This window comes from Alkalibacterium sp. 20 (assembly GCF_001885615.1).
Classification (GTDB): Bacteria; Bacillota; Bacilli; order Lactobacillales; family Carnobacteriaceae_A; genus Alkalibacterium.
Genome location: NZ_LSRN01000017.1, coordinates 25,043 through 43,319 on the forward strand (window position 1 = coordinate 25,043; position 18,277 = coordinate 43,319).

Annotated in this window: 18 protein-coding genes, 1 other RNA gene and 1 other annotated feature; of the genes, 3 read left to right on the plus strand and 16 right to left on the minus strand. The window is 35.1% G+C overall.

All coding sequences use genetic code 11. The features are described 5' to 3' along the window. Positions 1–119: 119 nt before the first annotated feature. From AX762_RS02760 to gshAB, 6 genes are all read right to left on the minus strand, one after another. Positions 120–2,531: an ATP-dependent RecD-like DNA helicase gene (locus AX762_RS02760; RefSeq protein WP_256244364.1), complete on the minus strand. Its 2,412-nt coding sequence runs from the start codon at positions 2,529–2,531 to the stop codon at positions 120–122. A gap of 25 nt (positions 2,532–2,556) precedes the next feature. Beyond that, positions 2,557–3,354: an AraC family transcriptional regulator gene (locus tag AX762_RS02765; protein WP_071847640.1), complete on the minus strand. Its 798-nt coding sequence runs from the start codon at positions 3,352–3,354 to the stop codon at positions 2,557–2,559. 297 nt (positions 3,355–3,651) lie between these two features. Beyond that, entirely contained in the window at positions 3,652–4,779 is a 1,128-nt protein-coding gene (gene mnmA, locus AX762_RS02770; RefSeq protein WP_071847641.1) for a tRNA 2-thiouridine(34) synthase MnmA, read from the minus strand. 190 nt (positions 4,780–4,969) lie between these two features. Continuing rightward, positions 4,970–5,311, minus strand: a complete 342-nt coding sequence (locus tag AX762_RS02775; RefSeq protein WP_071847642.1) for a hypothetical protein — start codon at positions 5,309–5,311, stop codon at positions 4,970–4,972. Positions 5,312–5,346: 35 nt separating this feature from the next. Beyond that, the gene (locus tag AX762_RS02780) at positions 5,347–6,501 is read right to left on the minus strand and encodes a cysteine desulfurase family protein (protein WP_071847643.1); all 1,155 of its coding nucleotides are present in this window, start codon (positions 6,499–6,501) and stop codon (positions 5,347–5,349) included. A gap of 18 nt (positions 6,502–6,519) precedes the next feature. Continuing rightward, positions 6,520–8,787 (minus strand): bifunctional glutamate--cysteine ligase GshA/glutathione synthetase GshB, encoded by a 2,268-nt coding sequence (gene gshAB / locus AX762_RS02785; RefSeq protein ID WP_071847644.1) that lies wholly within the window; start codon positions 8,785–8,787, stop codon positions 6,520–6,522. Positions 8,788–8,975: 188 nt separating this feature from the next. Between gshAB and AX762_RS02790 the strand changes: the two genes are divergently transcribed. The 3 genes from AX762_RS02790 (at position 8,976) to AX762_RS02800 (ending at position 11,072) form a co-directional block, all read left to right on the plus strand. Beyond that, positions 8,976–10,241 carry a replication-associated recombination protein A gene (locus AX762_RS02790; protein WP_071847645.1) on the plus strand — a complete coding sequence of 422 codons (1,266 nt, stop codon included), beginning with the start codon at positions 8,976–8,978 and terminating at the stop codon, positions 10,239–10,241. A 60-nt stretch (positions 10,242–10,301) separates the two neighbouring features. Then, positions 10,302–10,490: non-coding RNA, 6S RNA (gene ssrS, locus AX762_RS02795), on the plus strand. Positions 10,491–10,607: 117 nt separating this feature from the next. After that, positions 10,608–11,072 carry a universal stress protein gene (locus AX762_RS02800; protein ID WP_071847646.1) on the plus strand — a complete coding sequence of 155 codons (465 nt, stop codon included), beginning with the start codon at positions 10,608–10,610 and terminating at the stop codon, positions 11,070–11,072. A gap of 63 nt (positions 11,073–11,135) precedes the next feature. On the opposite strand, the gene AX762_RS02805 is transcribed toward AX762_RS02800, so the two are convergent. The 10 genes from AX762_RS02805 to mreC all read right to left on the minus strand — a co-directional run bounded on the left by AX762_RS02805 (position 11,136) and on the right by mreC (position 18,164). Further along, the gene (locus AX762_RS02805) at positions 11,136–12,326 is read right to left on the minus strand and encodes an acetate/propionate family kinase (protein WP_071847647.1); all 1,191 of its coding nucleotides are present in this window, start codon (positions 12,324–12,326) and stop codon (positions 11,136–11,138) included. A gap of 22 nt (positions 12,327–12,348) precedes the next feature. Further along, the gene (locus tag AX762_RS02810) at positions 12,349–13,356 is read right to left on the minus strand and encodes a class I SAM-dependent methyltransferase (protein ID WP_071847665.1); all 1,008 of its coding nucleotides are present in this window, start codon (positions 13,354–13,356) and stop codon (positions 12,349–12,351) included. A 220-nt stretch (positions 13,357–13,576) separates the two neighbouring features. Beyond that, complete coding sequence (gene rpmA / locus AX762_RS02815; RefSeq protein ID WP_071847648.1) at positions 13,577–13,861, minus strand: 50S ribosomal protein L27; 285 nt, start codon at positions 13,859–13,861, stop codon at positions 13,577–13,579. 16 nt (positions 13,862–13,877) lie between these two features. After that, the gene (locus AX762_RS02820) at positions 13,878–14,219 is read right to left on the minus strand and encodes a ribosomal-processing cysteine protease Prp (protein ID WP_071847649.1); all 342 of its coding nucleotides are present in this window, start codon (positions 14,217–14,219) and stop codon (positions 13,878–13,880) included. A 22-nt stretch (positions 14,220–14,241) separates the two neighbouring features. Further along, positions 14,242–14,553, minus strand: a complete 312-nt coding sequence (gene rplU, locus AX762_RS02825; protein WP_071847650.1) for a 50S ribosomal protein L21 — start codon at positions 14,551–14,553, stop codon at positions 14,242–14,244. Positions 14,554–14,601: 48 nt separating this feature from the next. Continuing rightward, positions 14,602–14,675: a sequence feature (ribosomal protein L21 leader region), on the minus strand. A gap of 126 nt (positions 14,676–14,801) precedes the next feature. Next, positions 14,802–14,963 (minus strand): hypothetical protein, encoded by a 162-nt coding sequence (locus AX762_RS12710; protein WP_177244024.1) that lies wholly within the window; start codon positions 14,961–14,963, stop codon positions 14,802–14,804. A gap of 292 nt (positions 14,964–15,255) precedes the next feature. Further along, positions 15,256–16,050 (minus strand): septum site-determining protein MinD, encoded by a 795-nt coding sequence (gene minD, locus AX762_RS02830; protein ID WP_071847651.1) that lies wholly within the window; start codon positions 16,048–16,050, stop codon positions 15,256–15,258. After that, positions 16,043–16,729: a septum site-determining protein MinC gene (locus AX762_RS02835; RefSeq protein WP_071847652.1), complete on the minus strand. Its 687-nt coding sequence runs from the start codon at positions 16,727–16,729 to the stop codon at positions 16,043–16,045. Before AX762_RS02835 ends, minD begins: the two co-directional genes overlap by 8 nt. Before the next feature lie 26 nt (positions 16,730–16,755). After that, positions 16,756–17,310, minus strand: a complete 555-nt coding sequence (gene mreD, locus AX762_RS02840; RefSeq protein ID WP_071847653.1) for a rod shape-determining protein MreD — start codon at positions 17,308–17,310, stop codon at positions 16,756–16,758. Continuing rightward, complete coding sequence (gene mreC, locus AX762_RS02845) at positions 17,310–18,164, minus strand: rod shape-determining protein MreC (RefSeq protein ID WP_071847654.1); 855 nt, start codon at positions 18,162–18,164, stop codon at positions 17,310–17,312. The genes mreD and mreC overlap by 1 nt, the downstream gene beginning before the upstream one ends. Positions 18,165–18,277: the final 113 nt, after the last annotated feature.

Consider the following 18,277-nt stretch of genomic DNA (forward strand, 5'->3'; position numbering starts at 1 on the left):
AAAATCCATCCACCTTAATATTTACAAACAGAAAAAAACACAATCTCAATTTATATCTGGTTCGATCAGATATAAATGAGATTGTGTTTTTTTGGCTAGTTTTTCATCCCGGCCTTTTTTCAAGGTCTAATTTCTTCCATTCCGATCATCGGATCAACCGAATCACGATCTATATCAGAAGGAGTCAGTACATAATTTGTTTTAACAACATTATTATTAGTCTTTTTTTGGGGGGGATTAATTTTAAGTGTTACAGACTCTTCTTCTTTATCACTATTGATCCGCATAGATAATGATGTTGATCGTTCCGTTGTATTCTCTGAAACGCTTTTTATAAAAGCCGATTTTTCTCCACACAAAAGTAACGTCTGACTTGCACGTGTTATAGCTGTGTAAACAATATCTTTTTTCAACATTCTTCCATATCCATATACTATAGGCAGAATTACCATAGGGTATTCGCTTCCCTGTGATTTATGGATAGAACAACAATATGAAAGAGTGATTTTATTCCACTCATTTCTAAGATAATTAACTTCATTACCATCAAAATCTATGACTAATTCTTCCACATTATTTTCAGATTCTTTGGACGAGATGATCCCCTTTATAATACCCATATCTCCGTTAAACACATTTCTTTCCGGTTCATTGATGAGTTGTAATACCTTATCACCAATTCTATAAGATTTATCTTTGAATTCAACTTCTTTTGTTCTTTCATCTTTAGGATTAAATAAGTTTTGAAGATTTTTATTTAAGTTGTCTATACCGGCGTGCCCTTTATATATAGGAGCAAGTACTTGAATATCCTGCGCTGTATAACCTTTTTCCATTGCCTTAGTAACCAGTAAAGAGACCACTTCAACAACGCGGTTTGTGCCACACGGAAAAAAATTGCGATCCTTTTTTTTACCAGTAAAGTCTGCTGGTACTTGACCTTTCTTTATTTCGTGAGCTAATGAAACAATAGAGGACCCATCATCTTGACGGTAAATTTCAGTTAATTCTTTTTTTTCAATCATTTCACTTGAAATTAAATCTCTTAAAACCTGACCAGGACCTACAGAAGGCAACTGATCTTTATCCCCAACCATAATGACTTTCATATCATTAGGAACTGCTTTTAACAGCTGGTAGGCTAACCACGTATCCACCATAGACATCTCATCAATGATCAATAAGGATCCTTTCAACATACGATCTGTCTCTTGCATTGGGTCTTCCTCAGAACCAGTTAAGCCAAGTAATCGATGAATGGTGCTCGATGGTAAGCCCGTTGTTTCTTTCATCCGTTTAGCCGCGCGTCCGGTTGGTGCAGCTAATATAACGGGATAAGGTTCATTGGAGTAATCAGCTGGATCCAAACTTAAATCATGTAAATCAGCGAAAACAGAAACAATGACTTCCAATACTGTCGTTTTACCAGTACCAGGTCCGCCTGTTAATAAAAAAACTGAAGAGGTTAATGCTTTTCTTATCGCTTCTTTTTGAGATGATCCAAATGTTATCCCTCGACGTTTTTCAAACTGTTTGATTTTTTTGTCGATAGCTTTTTCTTTTATTGTTTCTTTATCTGCGCTCGTCATCAATCTTTCTAATGCGCCAGCAATGCCCCATTCGGAAGCATATAAAGAGGGTAAATAAAAGCGAGTTTCTTCTTGAATAATGTTTTGCATATCAACTAATTCTATAATAATTCCAGCTATTAAATCTGGATTTATAATAAAAGAACGACTATCCTCAAGTATTTTCAAGCTCTGTTCCAAAAGAAAATCCGCTTCAACATATGTGTCTCCAGATTTCATGGTTTGTTCTTCAATTGTGTATAAAATACCTGCTTTGATTCTTTCCGGAGCATCTCCTTCAATACCAATTTCTTCGGCTACCGAGTCTGCTCGCTTAAAACCGATACCTTCAATCTCTTCAATCAATTTATACGGATTCGATTGAATAACTGCTAAGGTTTCACCTTCAAATCGCTGGTATATTTTATAAGCGAGCTGGTTTGAAATACCATAATTATTTAAAGCAATAATGATTTTCTGCATGCCCTGTTCTTTATCTAATACAGATAGCAGCATAGATTTTTTCGCTTGATTTAATCCCGGGACACTGTCTAAAACACTTTCATCCTCTAATATTTTATCCAAACTTTCAAGACCTAGTGTTTCAACTATTTTTTCAGCTGATTTTTTACCGATTCCCCTGAAACGCGGGCTAGAAAGGTAAGTAATGATTGCTTCTTCCGTGGATGGTTTTTCCTTGATATATTTAGTCGATAGAAACTGCAGCCCATATTTAGGATGATCTGTCCATTTACCAAAGAATTTATAAGGATCGCCTTCTTGGATTTGTCCAAAGTTCCCCGTGACTATTGTCTGTGTTTCTTTAACTTTTGTATTGGTGGAATCGATTTTAACTAATATAACTTTGTAGTAATTAGCTGGATTAGAAAAATAAATCGCTAATATTTCACCAATGATGTATTCCTCTGAGTCCTTTTCATTTGAAAAATCAAGTTGTTGCACACCAAGTCCTCCTTCCATAACTAGTTTATCTAATAAGTGACTGTTTATCTAGATTTTTTTTAGAGAATTCATTATTTTCTCTGAAAACTGTTGGCGATACATTTTTAAAGGCTTTAAAATTTCGGTTGAAGGTCCTCAATGTTTTATATCCACATTTTTGAGCTACTTCACTAACGGCTTCTTCGCTATTGAGTAATAGATAAGCTGCTTGAGTTAACCGGTATCTGTTTAAGTACGTAGTAAATGTCAAATTTGTATACTGATAGAATAATTTTGATAAATAAGCATAGTCGTACTGGATAGCTTTTGAAACATCTCTTAATGTACAATCATCTTGGTAATGATTATCTATATAAACAAGAATGTTTTGGATGATTTTTCGTTTAGATGTAACTTTAATCGATTCAAAGGAAGTTGTTTGGATCAATCTATCACAATAATTATAAAGCAGCCCTTTTTGAGCGTAAATAGATGGGAATTCATCTTTTAGAGGGACATCATCAACCATAAACTTATTATTTATCGGTACAGAACTTTTATAAGAAGAAAAAAAATGTCTAATCAATTCAGGTGAAAAAATAAATGCTTTACACACTGAATGGTTAAGTGTTCTAAATTCATGTAATTGATTAGGGAAAATAAATACTGCCTCGTTTGCTCTCAAAACATACTCTCTTTCTTCGATTTTAACGACCATTTCACCCTTTTCCACTACCATAATTTCATAGGCTCGATGGAAATGAAGAGGGAAATTCAAATCTATCAAAGAGGAATACCTAAATAATTCTTCACCTTCCATACCAAACTGCTCAAATAAATACATATAACATCCCTCCACAAAACACTAATATTGTCTATCAGTATACTACAAACAGGCTATAATGAACAAGTTTTCATTATTCTAATTATATTGATTTTTTTCATGAAAATACCACAGCTAACAGTAACAATTAGTGACTATCTTAAATAGGAGAGAAAATCAAATGAAAAAAGAAACGGTTTGACCATAATAACTTTTGTCATCAATTAGAAGCAAACGTTGAAATTTGACCCCTTTATTTTTTTGAGAGCGAAAAAAAAGAGTTGCTCATGATCATGGCAACTCTTTTTGTATGTCTTTTTAGATGTACTGTAACATTTTGGACTCTTGATAAGCTCTATCGATTGTTCCCCCACCCAGGCATTCATCGCCATCGTATAAAACAATTGCTTGTCCGGGTGTGATTGCCCGTGCCGGTTCGTCAAATTCCACCACTGCTGTATTATCTTCTTTGTTCAAGTGTACAGTTACACCAACATCTTTTTGTCTGTACCTGAACTTAGCTGTACATTTAAACGTCTCTGGGAATTCCTTATCTATTGTAAACGTGAACTCACTGGCTTCTAATCGTGTCGCATATAAGTTGGGATGAGTGAATCCTTGACCTACGATTAATTCATTTTTTTCGAGATTTTTTCCAATGACAAACCAAGGTTCATTCGATTGACCCGTGCCCCCGATACCCAGTCCTTTTCTTTGCCCAATCGTATAATACATCAACCCATCATGCTGACCCATTATTTCGCTATCTTCTGTCACCATGTTACCAGGTTGTGCTGGTAAATAGTTCATCAAAAAGTCTTTAAAGTCTTTTTCACCGATAAAACAAATACCTGTTGAATCTTTTTTCTTAGCTGTTGCCAAACCTGCTGCTTCAGCTATTTTTCTTACATCACTTTTATCCATCTCGCCTATGGGAAACATAACTTTCGACAACTGTTCTTGAGATAACTGATTGAGAAAGTAGGTTTGATCTTTATTAGCATCTATTCCTCGCAACATGTGAGTTGTTCCATCTTCGTCTTTCATCACACGCGCATAGTGTCCTGTCGCTACATATTCTGCACCCAAGCTCATTGCATAATCCAAAAAGGCTTTAAATTTGATTTCTTTATTACACATCACGTCAGGATTCGGTGTACGTCCTTTTTTATATTCATCTAAAAAATATTGAAAAACTTTATCCCAATATTCTTTTTCAAAATTTATAGAATAATATGGTATCCCTATTTTATTGGCTACGAGTGCCACGTCTTTATAATCCTCTGTAGCTGTACACACACCATTTTCATCTGTGTCATCCCAGTTCTTCATAAAAACGCCAATAACATCGTACCCTTGTTGTTTTAATAGTAAAGCCGTTACTGATGAATCTACTCCACCACTCATACCCACGACCACTCTTGTACCTGTGCTTGCATTTGACATTTTTTCACCATCATTTCTGTAAAGATTCTGTACTTGCACGAATTGAAGGTTCGTATATTTCCAGTCTGTTATATTATACTGTCTAAAACTAATAAATCAAGGGATTCCATGGATTATTTAAAAAAGACACACAATAAAATTGTGTGTCTTACTTATGTGCTCATTTTCTTGTTATCTTTTAAAATACTTCTTAAACTTTTTCAAGAACTTTTGCAGTAACCAACGAATCTAATATGCCATCTACGAATTTTTTTTCTTCTTCCAATTGATCAGATTTGTACAAATCAATTTTTTTCAACCCATTTGAGGTAACTGCAGACAATTTAAGTTCATCGATATCTTTAGAGATGATTATTTTCAGCTTAGCCTTTTTTTTATCTTGGCTGTTTAATGATAACACTCTTTCATAATGAAAGGATCCATTTTTATTTTCTAAAAACCCATTATCTCTTAGCGTATAGCGTTTTGCGTCTTCATGAATAGCATAATGATCGTCGCTTCCTAATAAATGATCTTTTTTGTATGTTGCCATTGCTTCTCTCCCCCTCTTATATATCTGATTATTAGTTAATTTTTCTTCAGAAAAGTACAGGCATATTCCAGCTTATCTACCGTTTTTCTAATCATTTCTTCCGTTACATCTTGACCGAAACTAATCCGTATAGTTTCTTCGACTGCTGGATGTTTTTCATCATATAATGCAATCAAAACATGACTTGGCTCAATATTACCTGCCGTGCAGGCCGAACCTATAGACACGGCGATTTTTGCTAAATCTAAATGAATGAGTAGTTTTTCAGCGGGAACACTTTTTATATGAATGCTGAGTATATGGGGCAAACTTTTCTCAACCGATCCATTCACAATAAAATCGATTTCCGTTTCCTTAAATTCTTTTATGAATAACCGTTTAAGCTGACTATATGAATCTCTTGATTTTTCTTTATTCTCCATTCTAAGCTCTACGGCTTTTTTAAATCCGACGATGGCTGGTATATTTTCCGTACCGGCTCTTTTATTATTTTCTTGCTCGCCCCCCATGATTAAACTAGGGATCACGACAGCTTGATTTATATATAAAAAACCGATTCCCTTAGGACCGTTGATTTTATGAGCTGAAACAGAGAGCAAATCAATATTATCTCGTTTCACATCTATATCTTCGGTACCGTATGCTTGAACAGCGTCTGTGTGAAAAAGGATTTTAGTATCTAATTCTTTCAAATAATCTCCTATGGCTCTTATTGGCATCAAGCTTCCTATTTCATTATTACCATACATAATAGAAATAAGTATTGTGTCTTCACGTATAGCTTCTTTGACTTGTTCCAGAGTTACTTCTCCATCTTCGTTGACGGGTAGAAACGTAACGTCAAACCCTTCACTTTCCAAATGTTCCATGGGTTCCAGGACAGCAGGGTGCTCAACTGCTGTTGTGATGATATGTTTGCCATACTCTTTAAGTTTTTCAGCAGTTTTGATTATAGCCATATTATCACTTTCAGTTCCTCCACTCGTTATAATGATTTCGTGGGGTTTCGCATGGATACTTTTAGCGAAAGTTAGTCGAGCTTCTTCCAGTATACCTTTGCTCTCTCGACCAATTTGATGAATGCTCGAAGCATTTCCATAATGGTTCTTCATTGCATCTGTCATCTCATCGATAACTTTTGGATGCATAGGTGTGGTTGCTGCATGATCTAAATATATCGTTTCAGTCATAAAAAAGTCCTTTCTAAACTATGAAAGTTCAATATCGGGATATAACATTTCCAACACTTTTTTTGATAGACGTCTTCCCTTACCTTTTTGTACATAAGCATGCATATTCATTGCAGGATTAAAATTAGCTTCGATCACTGTGTATCCTTGGTTTTCTTTGGTACTTGGCAAATCGATATCAGGAATAATCAAATCTAAACCCGTGACTTTCACATTCAATGCTTTAGCTATTTCTTCGGCGACTCGCATATAACTTTCATGCATATCATCGGTAACATCGATAGAATCTCCACCGGTAGATATATTTGAATTTTCACGTAGATTCACTTTCTTGTTGTTTTCAATAATGCTCTCAAACGTGTGACCTTGTTCTTCAAGCATCAATTCTTCTATCTCACTTGTTTTGATTTTTTCAAGCGGTGCCCGGTGGTTCTCACCTCTATAAGGATGCTTGTTCTTTAACGCAATCAATTCTCTGACGGTATGTTCACCGTCACCCGTTACATTCGCAGGTTCACGAAGTAAGACTGCTTCGACTTTTTCATCAAGAACAAAAAACCGATATTCCGTTCCTTCAATATACTCCTCTACCAGGATACCATCATCCTCTTTGAATGCGATAATCAAAGCATCTTCATAGGCTTTTCTTGAAGGCGATTGTTTGAAAATAGATATTCCGATCCCGTAATTTGTTGATTTAGGTTTAACAACAATCGACTTGCTGTTGAGCAAGTCATAATAATTTTTAGCTTCTGTTAATGTAGAGAACTCCTCCCCATCTGGAACTGCGAAGCTCTTTTCTCTCAGAAGTTTTTTAGTCACTGTTTTATTAGCCATGATCCAATGAGAAATATATGTATCCTTCGATGTCATATTTCCATTTCTCACATACTCTTTATTTCCCTTATAAGTGAAAGCCAAAAAATGATCATTCTCATCTAGTACTGTCGTTTCAAGACCCATTTGTAAAGCATCGTACAGTAGTATTTGGGAGCTCATTTCCATCGTTTCAAAACCATTTAAAAGAAACGGTTTTTCAAGTGAAAGCTGTTTGTAGTTTAGTCCTAATTCAATACCAAAATCGATAAAAGATGACTTTTCTTTTAATCTCGTCACTATTTTAGCAGCCAGCGTTTCTTCTGGATGATGGAACACATGTATCGCTTCATCAATGACATTAGAGTAGTCATTCGGTAACTTTAATTCGCGGCAGGTTTGTTTCATCATAGTCAAAAGCGAAAGACCTTCTTCTTGATAACGCGAGGTTTCGAAAGTATTTTCAAGAGAAGTCTGTGCATTCATTTCAATACCTACTTTGATGTCTTCGTCTGAATTATCCTGGTCCATCCATACCATCGTTAATAAATATACATGAACGAAAAGAGACTGTTCATATGAAAAACCTAAAGGGTCAAAAGGATTCAAATCAAACGACCTGAGCTCAATATACCGCGCTCCATTATTAATTAATTGACTAACGTATTTCCCTTTCCCTCTTAACCTGGACGAGCCATAATATTCTCTCTCTTCGTATAATGTATTATTTTTTACTAATCGTTCAATGTCTTCTATATATCTACCTATAGACTCATATGACACATTATCTGTAAAAGTATTATGATACCCGTATGTGCTATTTCTAATGCTTCTAACCATTCCAATCGATTCACTATCCAGTAAAGACGGGTGACTCACCGGTGAAGCACCAAATAAATAAGTCAATACCCACTGATATCTCAAATAGTTCCGAGACATTTTAAGATACAAGTCATTGCACCATTCATCTAATTCATCATGTCCTTGAAACTGTTCACTTAGCTTTTCTAAAAATACTGGGTCAAATGAAAAATTAAAATGTACACCGCTTATCATTTGTTTTTTCTTTCCATATTTGTCAGCTAGATTTTTACGGTATTTAATTTCACTTGAATCCTCCACTTTAATAAGCGGAATATCTTCTTCGTCAGGCAAAACGTTAGGCATACTGAATGGCCAAACAAATTCATCTTCTGAAAGTGTACGATTAACCACATCGTGTAATGCTTTTAACCACTGGTACTGTTGCTTTAATGTGTCTTGTGGTGGAGTCACCAATTCAAGTTGAGATTCACTGAAATCTGTTTGGATATAAGGGTGATGGTTACGATTACCAAAAAGAGCTGGATGATCAGTTAAAGCTAAATATCCCTCTTTATCCGCTCTGAGCCCTTCTTTCTCAATACCAAACGATCCTTTTATAAAATACGGTTCAAGTTTGTTTTCTTGTATGATTTTTTTAAAATTCATTCTATACTTCCTCTTTTTTTTTCCTATTAATATCACAGTCTATCTTATCACAAACTAAACAGTGAAACTAGAAAAACAGATGCCAGATTATAGCAAACATTCGTTCATGTTTATTTTATTGTTTCCAAAAGAATGCTATACTTGAAATGCATAACGATATGATCATAATTTTCCAAAGGAGAATCAGATTGAACAAACCATTAGCCTACCGCATGCGTCCAAAAACGATTGAAAACATTGTTGGACAATCCCATCTCGTAGGAGAAGGCAAAATCATATGGAGAATGGTAAAAGCTAAACAACTTTCTTCAATGATCTTATACGGTCCTCCCGGTATAGGGAAAACCAGTATAGCCAGTGCCATAGCGGGGTCCACGCAATATGCTTTTCGTATGTTGAACGCCGCAACTGACAAGAAAAAAGACTTGGAAATCGTTGTAGAAGAAGCAAAAATGAGCGGTACCGTTGTCCTACTGCTTGATGAGGTGCACCGTTTAGATAAACCTAAACAGGACTTTTTACTCCCTCATCTTGAGAATGGAAGAATCGTACTGATAGGTGCGACTACCGAAAACCCCTATATTTCTATTCACCCCGCCATTAGAAGTCGGGCACAAATATTTGAATTGAAACCATTAAGCGATTCTCAAATTACATCCGCTCTAAATAGAGCAATAACAGATGTAGAAGATGGTTTAGGCCACTACTCTATTGATATTGATGAAAAAGTTCTAAACTATTTTGCTCGTTCAACCCAAGGCGATTTAAGAAGTTCTCTGAATGCCTTAGAATTAGCCGTTACATCAACAGAACCTGATAAAGATGGAATCATTGTTATCTCTCTAGACGTTGCTGAGGAATGTTTGCAAAGAAAGTCATTGAGTCACGATAAAGATGGTGATGCCCATTATAATGCCATATCAGCATTCCAAAAATCGATTCGAGGAAGCGATGTCCATGCCGCCCTTCATTACTTGGCTCGCTTAATAGAAGCCGGAGAACTCAAGGTAATCATCAGGCGACTCATTGTTACTGCTTATGAAGATATCGGTCTAGCTAATCCGGCTGGGGTTGCCCGTGTCGTGACAGCCGTAGAAGCCGCAGAAAAAATAGGGTTCCCAGAGGCTCGAATTCCTCTCTCTAATGCGGTTATTGAAATGTGCTTATCTCCTAAGTCAAATAGCGCTATAATTGCAATAGACGCAGCTTTAAGCGACGTCAGAAACGGACTTGCGGGGGATGTTCCAAGCCATTTAAAGGATGCCCACTATCAAGGGGCAGAAAAATTAGGCAGTGGCATTGGCTATAAATACCCTCATGACTATGAAAACCATTGGATAAAGCAGCAGTATTTACCTGATATCATCAAAAATAAACAGTATTATAACCCAATAATGACATCCAAATTTGAAAATGCTTTAAGCAATCAACTAGCAAAATATAAGAACAAATAATCGTCCTCTCATGAGCACTCCTCATTGACTAAATAGGTCTTCCGTGCTAATATAAAGATAAGAATTCTGAGGTGTACGCGATGCCTACAAACAGTGTTGACCGAACATTTTATTAAAACATTGGGATTCTAAAGGAGAAATTGCTGACATGCCTTATCATTTGGAAGTCAAATATTTTTCTGGTGAAGCCCACCTGCTAATAGCGGGTTCAACCTAATATGGCATTCAACCGGCACCATCGGATTTCTTATACTTATTTTGAAACGGAGTCAAGACTTATGTCTTGGCTCTTTTTTCCTTTTATTAGGTAATTATTATAAATTTTAGTATAATAAAAGTAAGATTAAAAGAAGGGTTGTGTGTAATATGTTACAAGAGTATAAAACAATTTTAATAGCTATCGATGGGTCTTCTCAAGCAGAGAAAGCGTTCAAAAAAGCAGTTGAAGTAGCAAAAAGAAATGATGCTGTTCTTGTACTTGCCCATGTAATTGACACTAGAGCTTATCAATCATTCAGTACGTTTGATGGCTCAATTGCTGATAATGCACGTGAAGAAGCTAAAGGTACCCTTAATGATTACAAAGCATACGCCAGGAAAGAGGGACTTTCACAGGTCAGAACTGTTTTAGAATATGGATCACCAAAAGTAATGATCGCAAAGCAGATTCCAGAGGCTGAAAATGTTGATTTGATCATGCTCGGTGCCACTGGTTTAAATGCGGTTGAACGTATATTTGTTGGTTCTGTTTCTGAATACGTTATACGTCAAGCTAAATGTGATGTCTTGATCGTACGTACTGATTTAGACAATAAATATACTGAAGAATAAATGCAAAAATAAAAAGGCTTTATATGTCCGGTAATGCGGACATATAAAGCCTTTTTTTTGTAATTATTTACTGAATTTTTGTACATCACGAGCAATCATAACTTCTTCATCTGTAGGGATGAGTAATACTTTAACTTTTGAATCATCTGTCGAGATAATTCTTTGTTTACCTCTAACATTATTTTTCTCACCATCAATGTGAACACCAAGGAAAGAAATGCCGTCAATGACTTTCTCACGTGTTTCTGGGCCATTCTCACCGATACCGGCTGTAAAGACAATAGCATCAACACCATTCATGGTTGCTGCATATGAACCGATATATTTTTTCACTCTATCTTCGAATATGCGTAAAGCTAATTCTGCTCGTTCGTTTGTGTCTTCTACATCTTCTAAATCTCTCATATCACTTGAAATGCCAGAAATACCTTTTAATCCAGATTCATTATTTAAAATATAAATCATATCGTTAATGGACTCAATGCCTTCTTTTTCCATTAAAAACGGCAGTAATGAAGCATCAATATCGCCTGATCTAGTCCCCATAGTTACACCTGCTAATGGAGTGAATCCCATTGAAGTGTCCACAGATTTCCCACCGTCTACTGCTGTAATAGAAGCACCATTACCTAAATGGCAAGTGATGATTTTTAAATCTTCAATTGGTTTTTCTAACATTTCTGCCGCTTTTTGAGCAACGTATTTGTGACTTGTTCCATGTGCACCATATTTACGGGCATTATGTTTTTCATAATATTCTAATGGAATACTATACAAATAGTTTACTTTAGGCATTGTTTGGTGGAAAGAAGTATCAAATACAGCTACGCTAGTAATATCTGGTAAAATTTTTCTAAACACTTTGATTCCTGTTGCATTTGCAGGGTTGTGTAAGGGTGCAAATTCGGATAAGCTTTCTATTTGTTCAACAACTTCATCAGTTACTAGTGCTGAATCTTTGAAAATTTCTCCACCAGCAACGACACGATGGCCTACACCTGTAATTTCATTGAAGTCATTAATAATCTTTAATTCCGTTAATTGTTTTAACAACATTTCAACAGCAATTTCGTGATTAGCAATATCGACAACTTGTTTATATTTTTCGCCATTATTATATTTAATTGTAAAAATAGAATCATTTAATCCAATACGTTCAACAACACCAGATGCTAACTCATCTTCTTGTGGCATTGTAAATAATTTCCATTTCAAACTTGAACTTCCAGCATTAATTGCAATTGTTTTTGACATATTAGTCGCTCCCTTTTTATAGTTATATTTGTTGATCTTTTTTCCATTCTTTTATATCTAAAATAAATTCCTTGAATGCATTCTGATCGTTGAGACTAGGTACAGTTGATACCAACACTTCAGAAACCTGTTTACTTTGATCACCTTTCTTCTGCACAATAAACAACGATTTTCTTGATTTGGGCGAACTGAACCATTCATGTGGCATATGGATAATGGCTTGGACATGCCCTACAGAATGAACATACTGTAATAAACTTTTTACCTCTTCAGATTCAAATACATTTGTAGGCAACAAATAAAAAGCATACCCATTCTCTTTCAAATAATTAAACCCTTGTTCAATTAGTAAATAATGGCTATAAGAATAACCTTCTTCAAACCCTGTTTTAAATGCATCACTGTCTACATCTTTAGGATAATAGCCTATTGGAAGATCTGAGACCATTAAGTCTACCGGATCCAACAAAAGAGGTTGCAATGCATCTTGATGCATTAACTGAATCGGAATATTTAATAACCCGGATACAGTAGACGCTAACGATATAAGCAAATCATCATTATCCACACCTGTTAATTTGATCTTTGAATTGTTAGAAAAGAGTGTCGTAAAAAGAGTGTATAATAAATTCCCGGTTCCCACCGATAGATCTGCCAGATGCAGTGCCTCATCTTTTTCATAAAATAAATCTATGAAATAAGATAATATAACACCAATACCATCAGGAGTCGGTTGATGATTAACTTGCAATTGCTCTTCTTTAACTGTATTGATTAATATCATCTGTATGGCTTTTTTCTTTTCTTCCAGTGACAAATCATCGATGGATAAAGAAGCATACATTTTTTTTAACTTATCTCTAGTTTCTGGTTTAGGCAGGTTATTCTCAATATGAATTTTTCCATTATCTATGATGTTTTCACCTGTTTCAATAAAAGCTTCTATAAAAGTAGAATCCAAGTCGTTTTTGATAAGTTGTGTCGATTCTAATAACACAGTATAAAAATCTTCTACTTTAGTGGTATCCACTACAACAATCCTTTCATTTTGAGCAATATCTAAATTGTTTATGCCGCATGAAAGCAAAACTCGCATACTTATATTATCTTAACTTATTCACAAGGTATGTACAAGATTTAAGATTTAAATATAATTATTTTAGCCTAACATTATGACACTGTGTCAGATTTTTAGATATAAAAAAGGAATCAAAATCTAAAAAGATTTATGATTCCAGTTTTTATCTTGATTAGTTAGCTAAAGGATAAACAGATACTTGCTTTTTGTTTTTACCTTTACGTTCAAAGCGAACAACACCATCAATTTTAGCAAATAAAGTGTCGTCTCCACCTCGGCCTACGTTTTCACCCGGATGGATTTTAGTTCCCCTTTGACGGTATAAAATAGATCCTCCAGAAACAGCTTGTCCATCAGCGCGTTTAGATCCTAAACGTTTTGATTGTGAGTCACGGCCGTTAGTTGTTGAACCGCCACCTTTTTTATGAGCGAACAATTGTAAATTCATTTTCAACATATTCAATACACCTCCATTATTTCCCATCAAGGGAATTAATTCTCAAATACTCATTATATTCTTCTTCTGTACTTTTTAAAGACAAGTAAAGACTTTTCATAAGTATCTGACCAGTTTCCATTTGTTTTTGAGTTAAATCAGTAGGTAAAGTAAATTTTAAATATCCACCAGAATCATTTGCGGAAACCACTTCAACAGGTATTTCAGCAATCTCTGATAAACTATTTACAGTACCAATACTTAAAGCTGAAACAGCAGCGCAAACAATGTCATAACCGTATGGGCCAGCTTCAGCATGTCCAGACATTTCCACTGACATTATATTAGAATCTTCACGGCGAAATTGAATGTCTATCATTTCAGTCTCACTTTCTCAAATATTAGTTAGTTTTAATTGATGTTATAGAAACTTTTGTATAAGGTTGACGATGTCCTTTTTTTGTATGAGAGTCTTTACGACGACGATATTTAAACGTTGTCACTTTCTTCATACGACCTTGTTTTTCAATCGTACCTTCTACAGAAGCACCTTTGATGAAGGGATTACCTACTACAGTATTATCTCCTCCAACAAACAAAACTTCGTCAAAAATTACAGAATCGCCAGCTTCTCCGTCTAATTTTTCTACGAAGATATCTTGACCTTCTTCTATTTTAAACTGTTTTCCACCTGTTTTGATAATTGCGTACATGTTTGTTGCACCTCCTTTAATTAATGAATAAAACGTTTAGTTTTATTCTTAAGCACTTAGACTCGCCGTTATAAGTAGCAGAAGTCTACTTTAAACTTATATACGAGCGGTTGTAGTTGTGGTGCTACACATTTACAACATTGTTATCTTACCAAATTAAACATTTAGAGTCAATCAATAATTTCACAGCGAATGATTTGTTATGCAGTAATAAAAGATTTTTCACAAAAACTGGCAGAATTTATGATTCAATCGCTAAATTTTTCGGCAAATCCTAAATCATGTGTAATCATTATAACCCCGACTTCACTTTTGATTATCGGTATCAGTAATTTCCCAAAACGATTAGCCGTATCATGATCCAGTGCAGAAGGAGGCTCACCCAAACGTGAAATTTGTGGTTCCAACATTAGACTGCAGTTCTTACATAAAAAAAGTCCTTTAATCCCTTGTAAAAGAGGATTAAAGGACTTTTAAATATCATAGTCTCGCCTTTATTCGTAACAAACATGATCGGCTAGTTACCTCAACACGGTCCAAACTACTAAGCACTGGAACGATAACGGGTGCATCTGATCAAGCTTACTCGAGTTTCAGCTTAAAGCTTAGAGATGTATTTTGAGAATAATCTTTTAGTTACTATCACCTAAGTAACCTCTCTATAAGATAGTCTCTTACAATTTTCTCATCATAGATTTTTTATTATTTTTTAAATCCAAATATTTTTTTCCAAATACTTACTTTTTCTTCTTTTATGGTCATTAAAGGAACGGTATCGCCTAATATTCTTCTTGCAATATTTCTATAACCCTGCGAAGATGGATGATTCGGATTTAAGACGACTGGATTCCCTTTATTGGATGAACGCACAACTTCATCATCCTCAAAGACAATACCTAAGAGTTTAATAGAAAGATGACGTGTGATTTCTTCAATATCCATTACGTCTCCTGCCTCCATCATACCTTTTCGAATACGATTGATAACAAGTTGTGGCGACTGGATCGAAGTCTGTTCAATTAAGCCAATAATTCTATCAGCATCTCTGATTGCTGATATTTCAGGTGTAGTTACTAAAATAGCTTCATCAGCTGCCGCTATGGAATTTTTAAATCCTTGTTCAATGCCGGCAGGACAATCAATTAAGATATAATCAAAATCAGTTCTCAGTTCATCCACTAATTCGATCATTTGGCTTTCGTTTATGGCATTTTTATCTGCATGTTGCGCAGCCGGAAGTAAGAATAACTGATCATTGAATCGTTTATCTTTTATGAGTGCTTGATGTAATTTTGCTCTTCCTTCTACTATGTCGATAATATCATAGATGATGCGATTTTCCAGACCAAGAATAACATCTAAATTTCTTAATCCTATATCCATATCTATTAAACAAACTTTTTTACCTTGGAGGGCTAAAGCTGTCCCAATATTTGCGGTGGATGTTGTTTTTCCGACTCCACCCTTACCTGATGTAATAACTATGGCTTTACCCATTATAAATACCTCCTGCGTGTTTACCTATTTCTGGACGAATGGTTTTCAATTTTTCTAGGGGAGCAACTTCAATGATATGTAAATCATTAACATGTACAAATTCAACAATATCAGAGTTTTCATCGTTAGTCTTATCTTTTTTTTCAATGACGTGAACATTATCTCCGATACGCACTTGTGCATTATAACGGAAATTAGCTACCACCACTGCACTTTCTTTTCCGTTAACACCTGCATGGGCTATTCCTTTTAACTCGCCGATTATAAAAATACTTCCTGTGGCACGTACTGTTCCTCCTGGATGAACAACACCAATGAGCAACATATCACCCTCAGATTCAACAATCTGACCACTTCTAACGGTTCTGACTTCTAGTGACGGACTTGTCTGATTATGCCACTTAATAAATTTATCCAGTGACATGACATCTGATTCAAATGAAGAAATTTTAAAGTAGTCATCTTCAACAATATCAGTCATCTCATTTTTTTCATCATCAGTCAACTCTCGCTGACCAGTTTTTACATGGAATTCTATTTCTCTTCCAGCTTGAGAATCTTTTTTTAACTGCACTGTCAATGTCTTAAGATTTTCATACACGTCTTGCATAGAAGCTGAAGATTGTATAATAAGTTGATAACCTTCTTTTGTACCCTTTAATGATACAGCACTCTTCATATTGTCCACCTCTAGTTTTTATCTAATTAAGGTACTTTTTTTATTTCTACCCGTTTTTTTTCATCTATATTAACTAATACTTTCATCCATTCTCTGAGCGGATAACCAATAATTAGAAATGCCACTGTATTAAAGACTAAGGTTCCGCCTAAACGATTAACTAAAAATAGTTGGAGTGTCAAATCAGATAATCCGATGCCTCTATATACCCCAAAAACGAATAATTCCATGATTGTTAAGATCACTACATTAACTAATAGTATAACATAGAAATAAGGGTTGATAATTTGACGAATTTGAATGACCAGATAAGTTATTAAAACAAAAGCAGCAATATATACACCTAAAACTCCACTGTAATAACTATCGTATATGAATCCAAAAGTCAGTGAAAGACCAAATAACTGCTTTGGGTCCAAATAAAAAGCCAGCATAATGAGAGTGACAACAACTAATCGTGGCACCATTAAGCCTATAGAAGAATTTAATTGATCATGGAATAAATAGGTTAGACCTCCATCGATTAGTAATGTAAAAAACAACAGAAAAATAGGTATAATAATTTTCTTCCAATTAGACATTACTCTTCACCACTCTCAGCTGTACGGTGAATAATCGTTACAAATCGAATATTATTAAAATCAGCTGCTGGAGTCACATATACTTCTTGAGCAAGACCGTGTGAATCCATGGATACTTCATTCACTTCACCAATGACTAACCCTCTAGGAATAGATCCGCCTAAACCGGAAGTTGTCACAAGTTCTCCTTCTTCAATGTCCAGAGTCGACGTTATTTGAGACATTAATAAGCGGTTAGTTTCATTATTAAAATCACTTATCAAGCCATAAACCGTATCGTCTTCCATTACGACTTCAGAGGAAACTTGATTGGATGTTTGTTCGATATTTGTTAATAAAACAACTTTTGAACTCGTTGGGTTTGTTTCTGAAATCCTACCGATCAATCCATTCCCAGACATTACTGGCATGCCAACTTCTACGCCATCTTGACTCCCGCGATCAACAACGATCTGGTCAACCCAATTGTCTGGATTTCTTGATATGACTATACCAGATATAGTCCGGTAATCTGTTAATGATTGTTTTAAATCAAGCTCTTCTTCTAATTGCTCGTTTTCGTCTTTAAGCGTGTTTAACTCAGCCTGTCGCTCATAGATACGATCTATTTCAATTTTCAATCTTTGATTTTCTTCATACGTATTTTGTAGATCATTAATTGAAGCAAACACATTTATGATGGCATTGGCGGGTTTTGAATATACTCTACCTAGTACTGCAGTTATATCATTAGTTGCTTGCTGCACAAAGGGTATATTCCCAGTATTTCTCGTCGAAAATGAAATAAGTGAAACAAATAAAATAACACTAACAAGTAATACGATTAATTTTTTATTTGTAAAAAATTGGTTCAATTATGACACCTCTTATAGTTTAACTTTGCTTATTTTACCATAGATCATCGACTGTTCGTAGATGCAGCTGAAAAATGAGTGAATCATGCTTATTTATCAACAATAAATTAGTA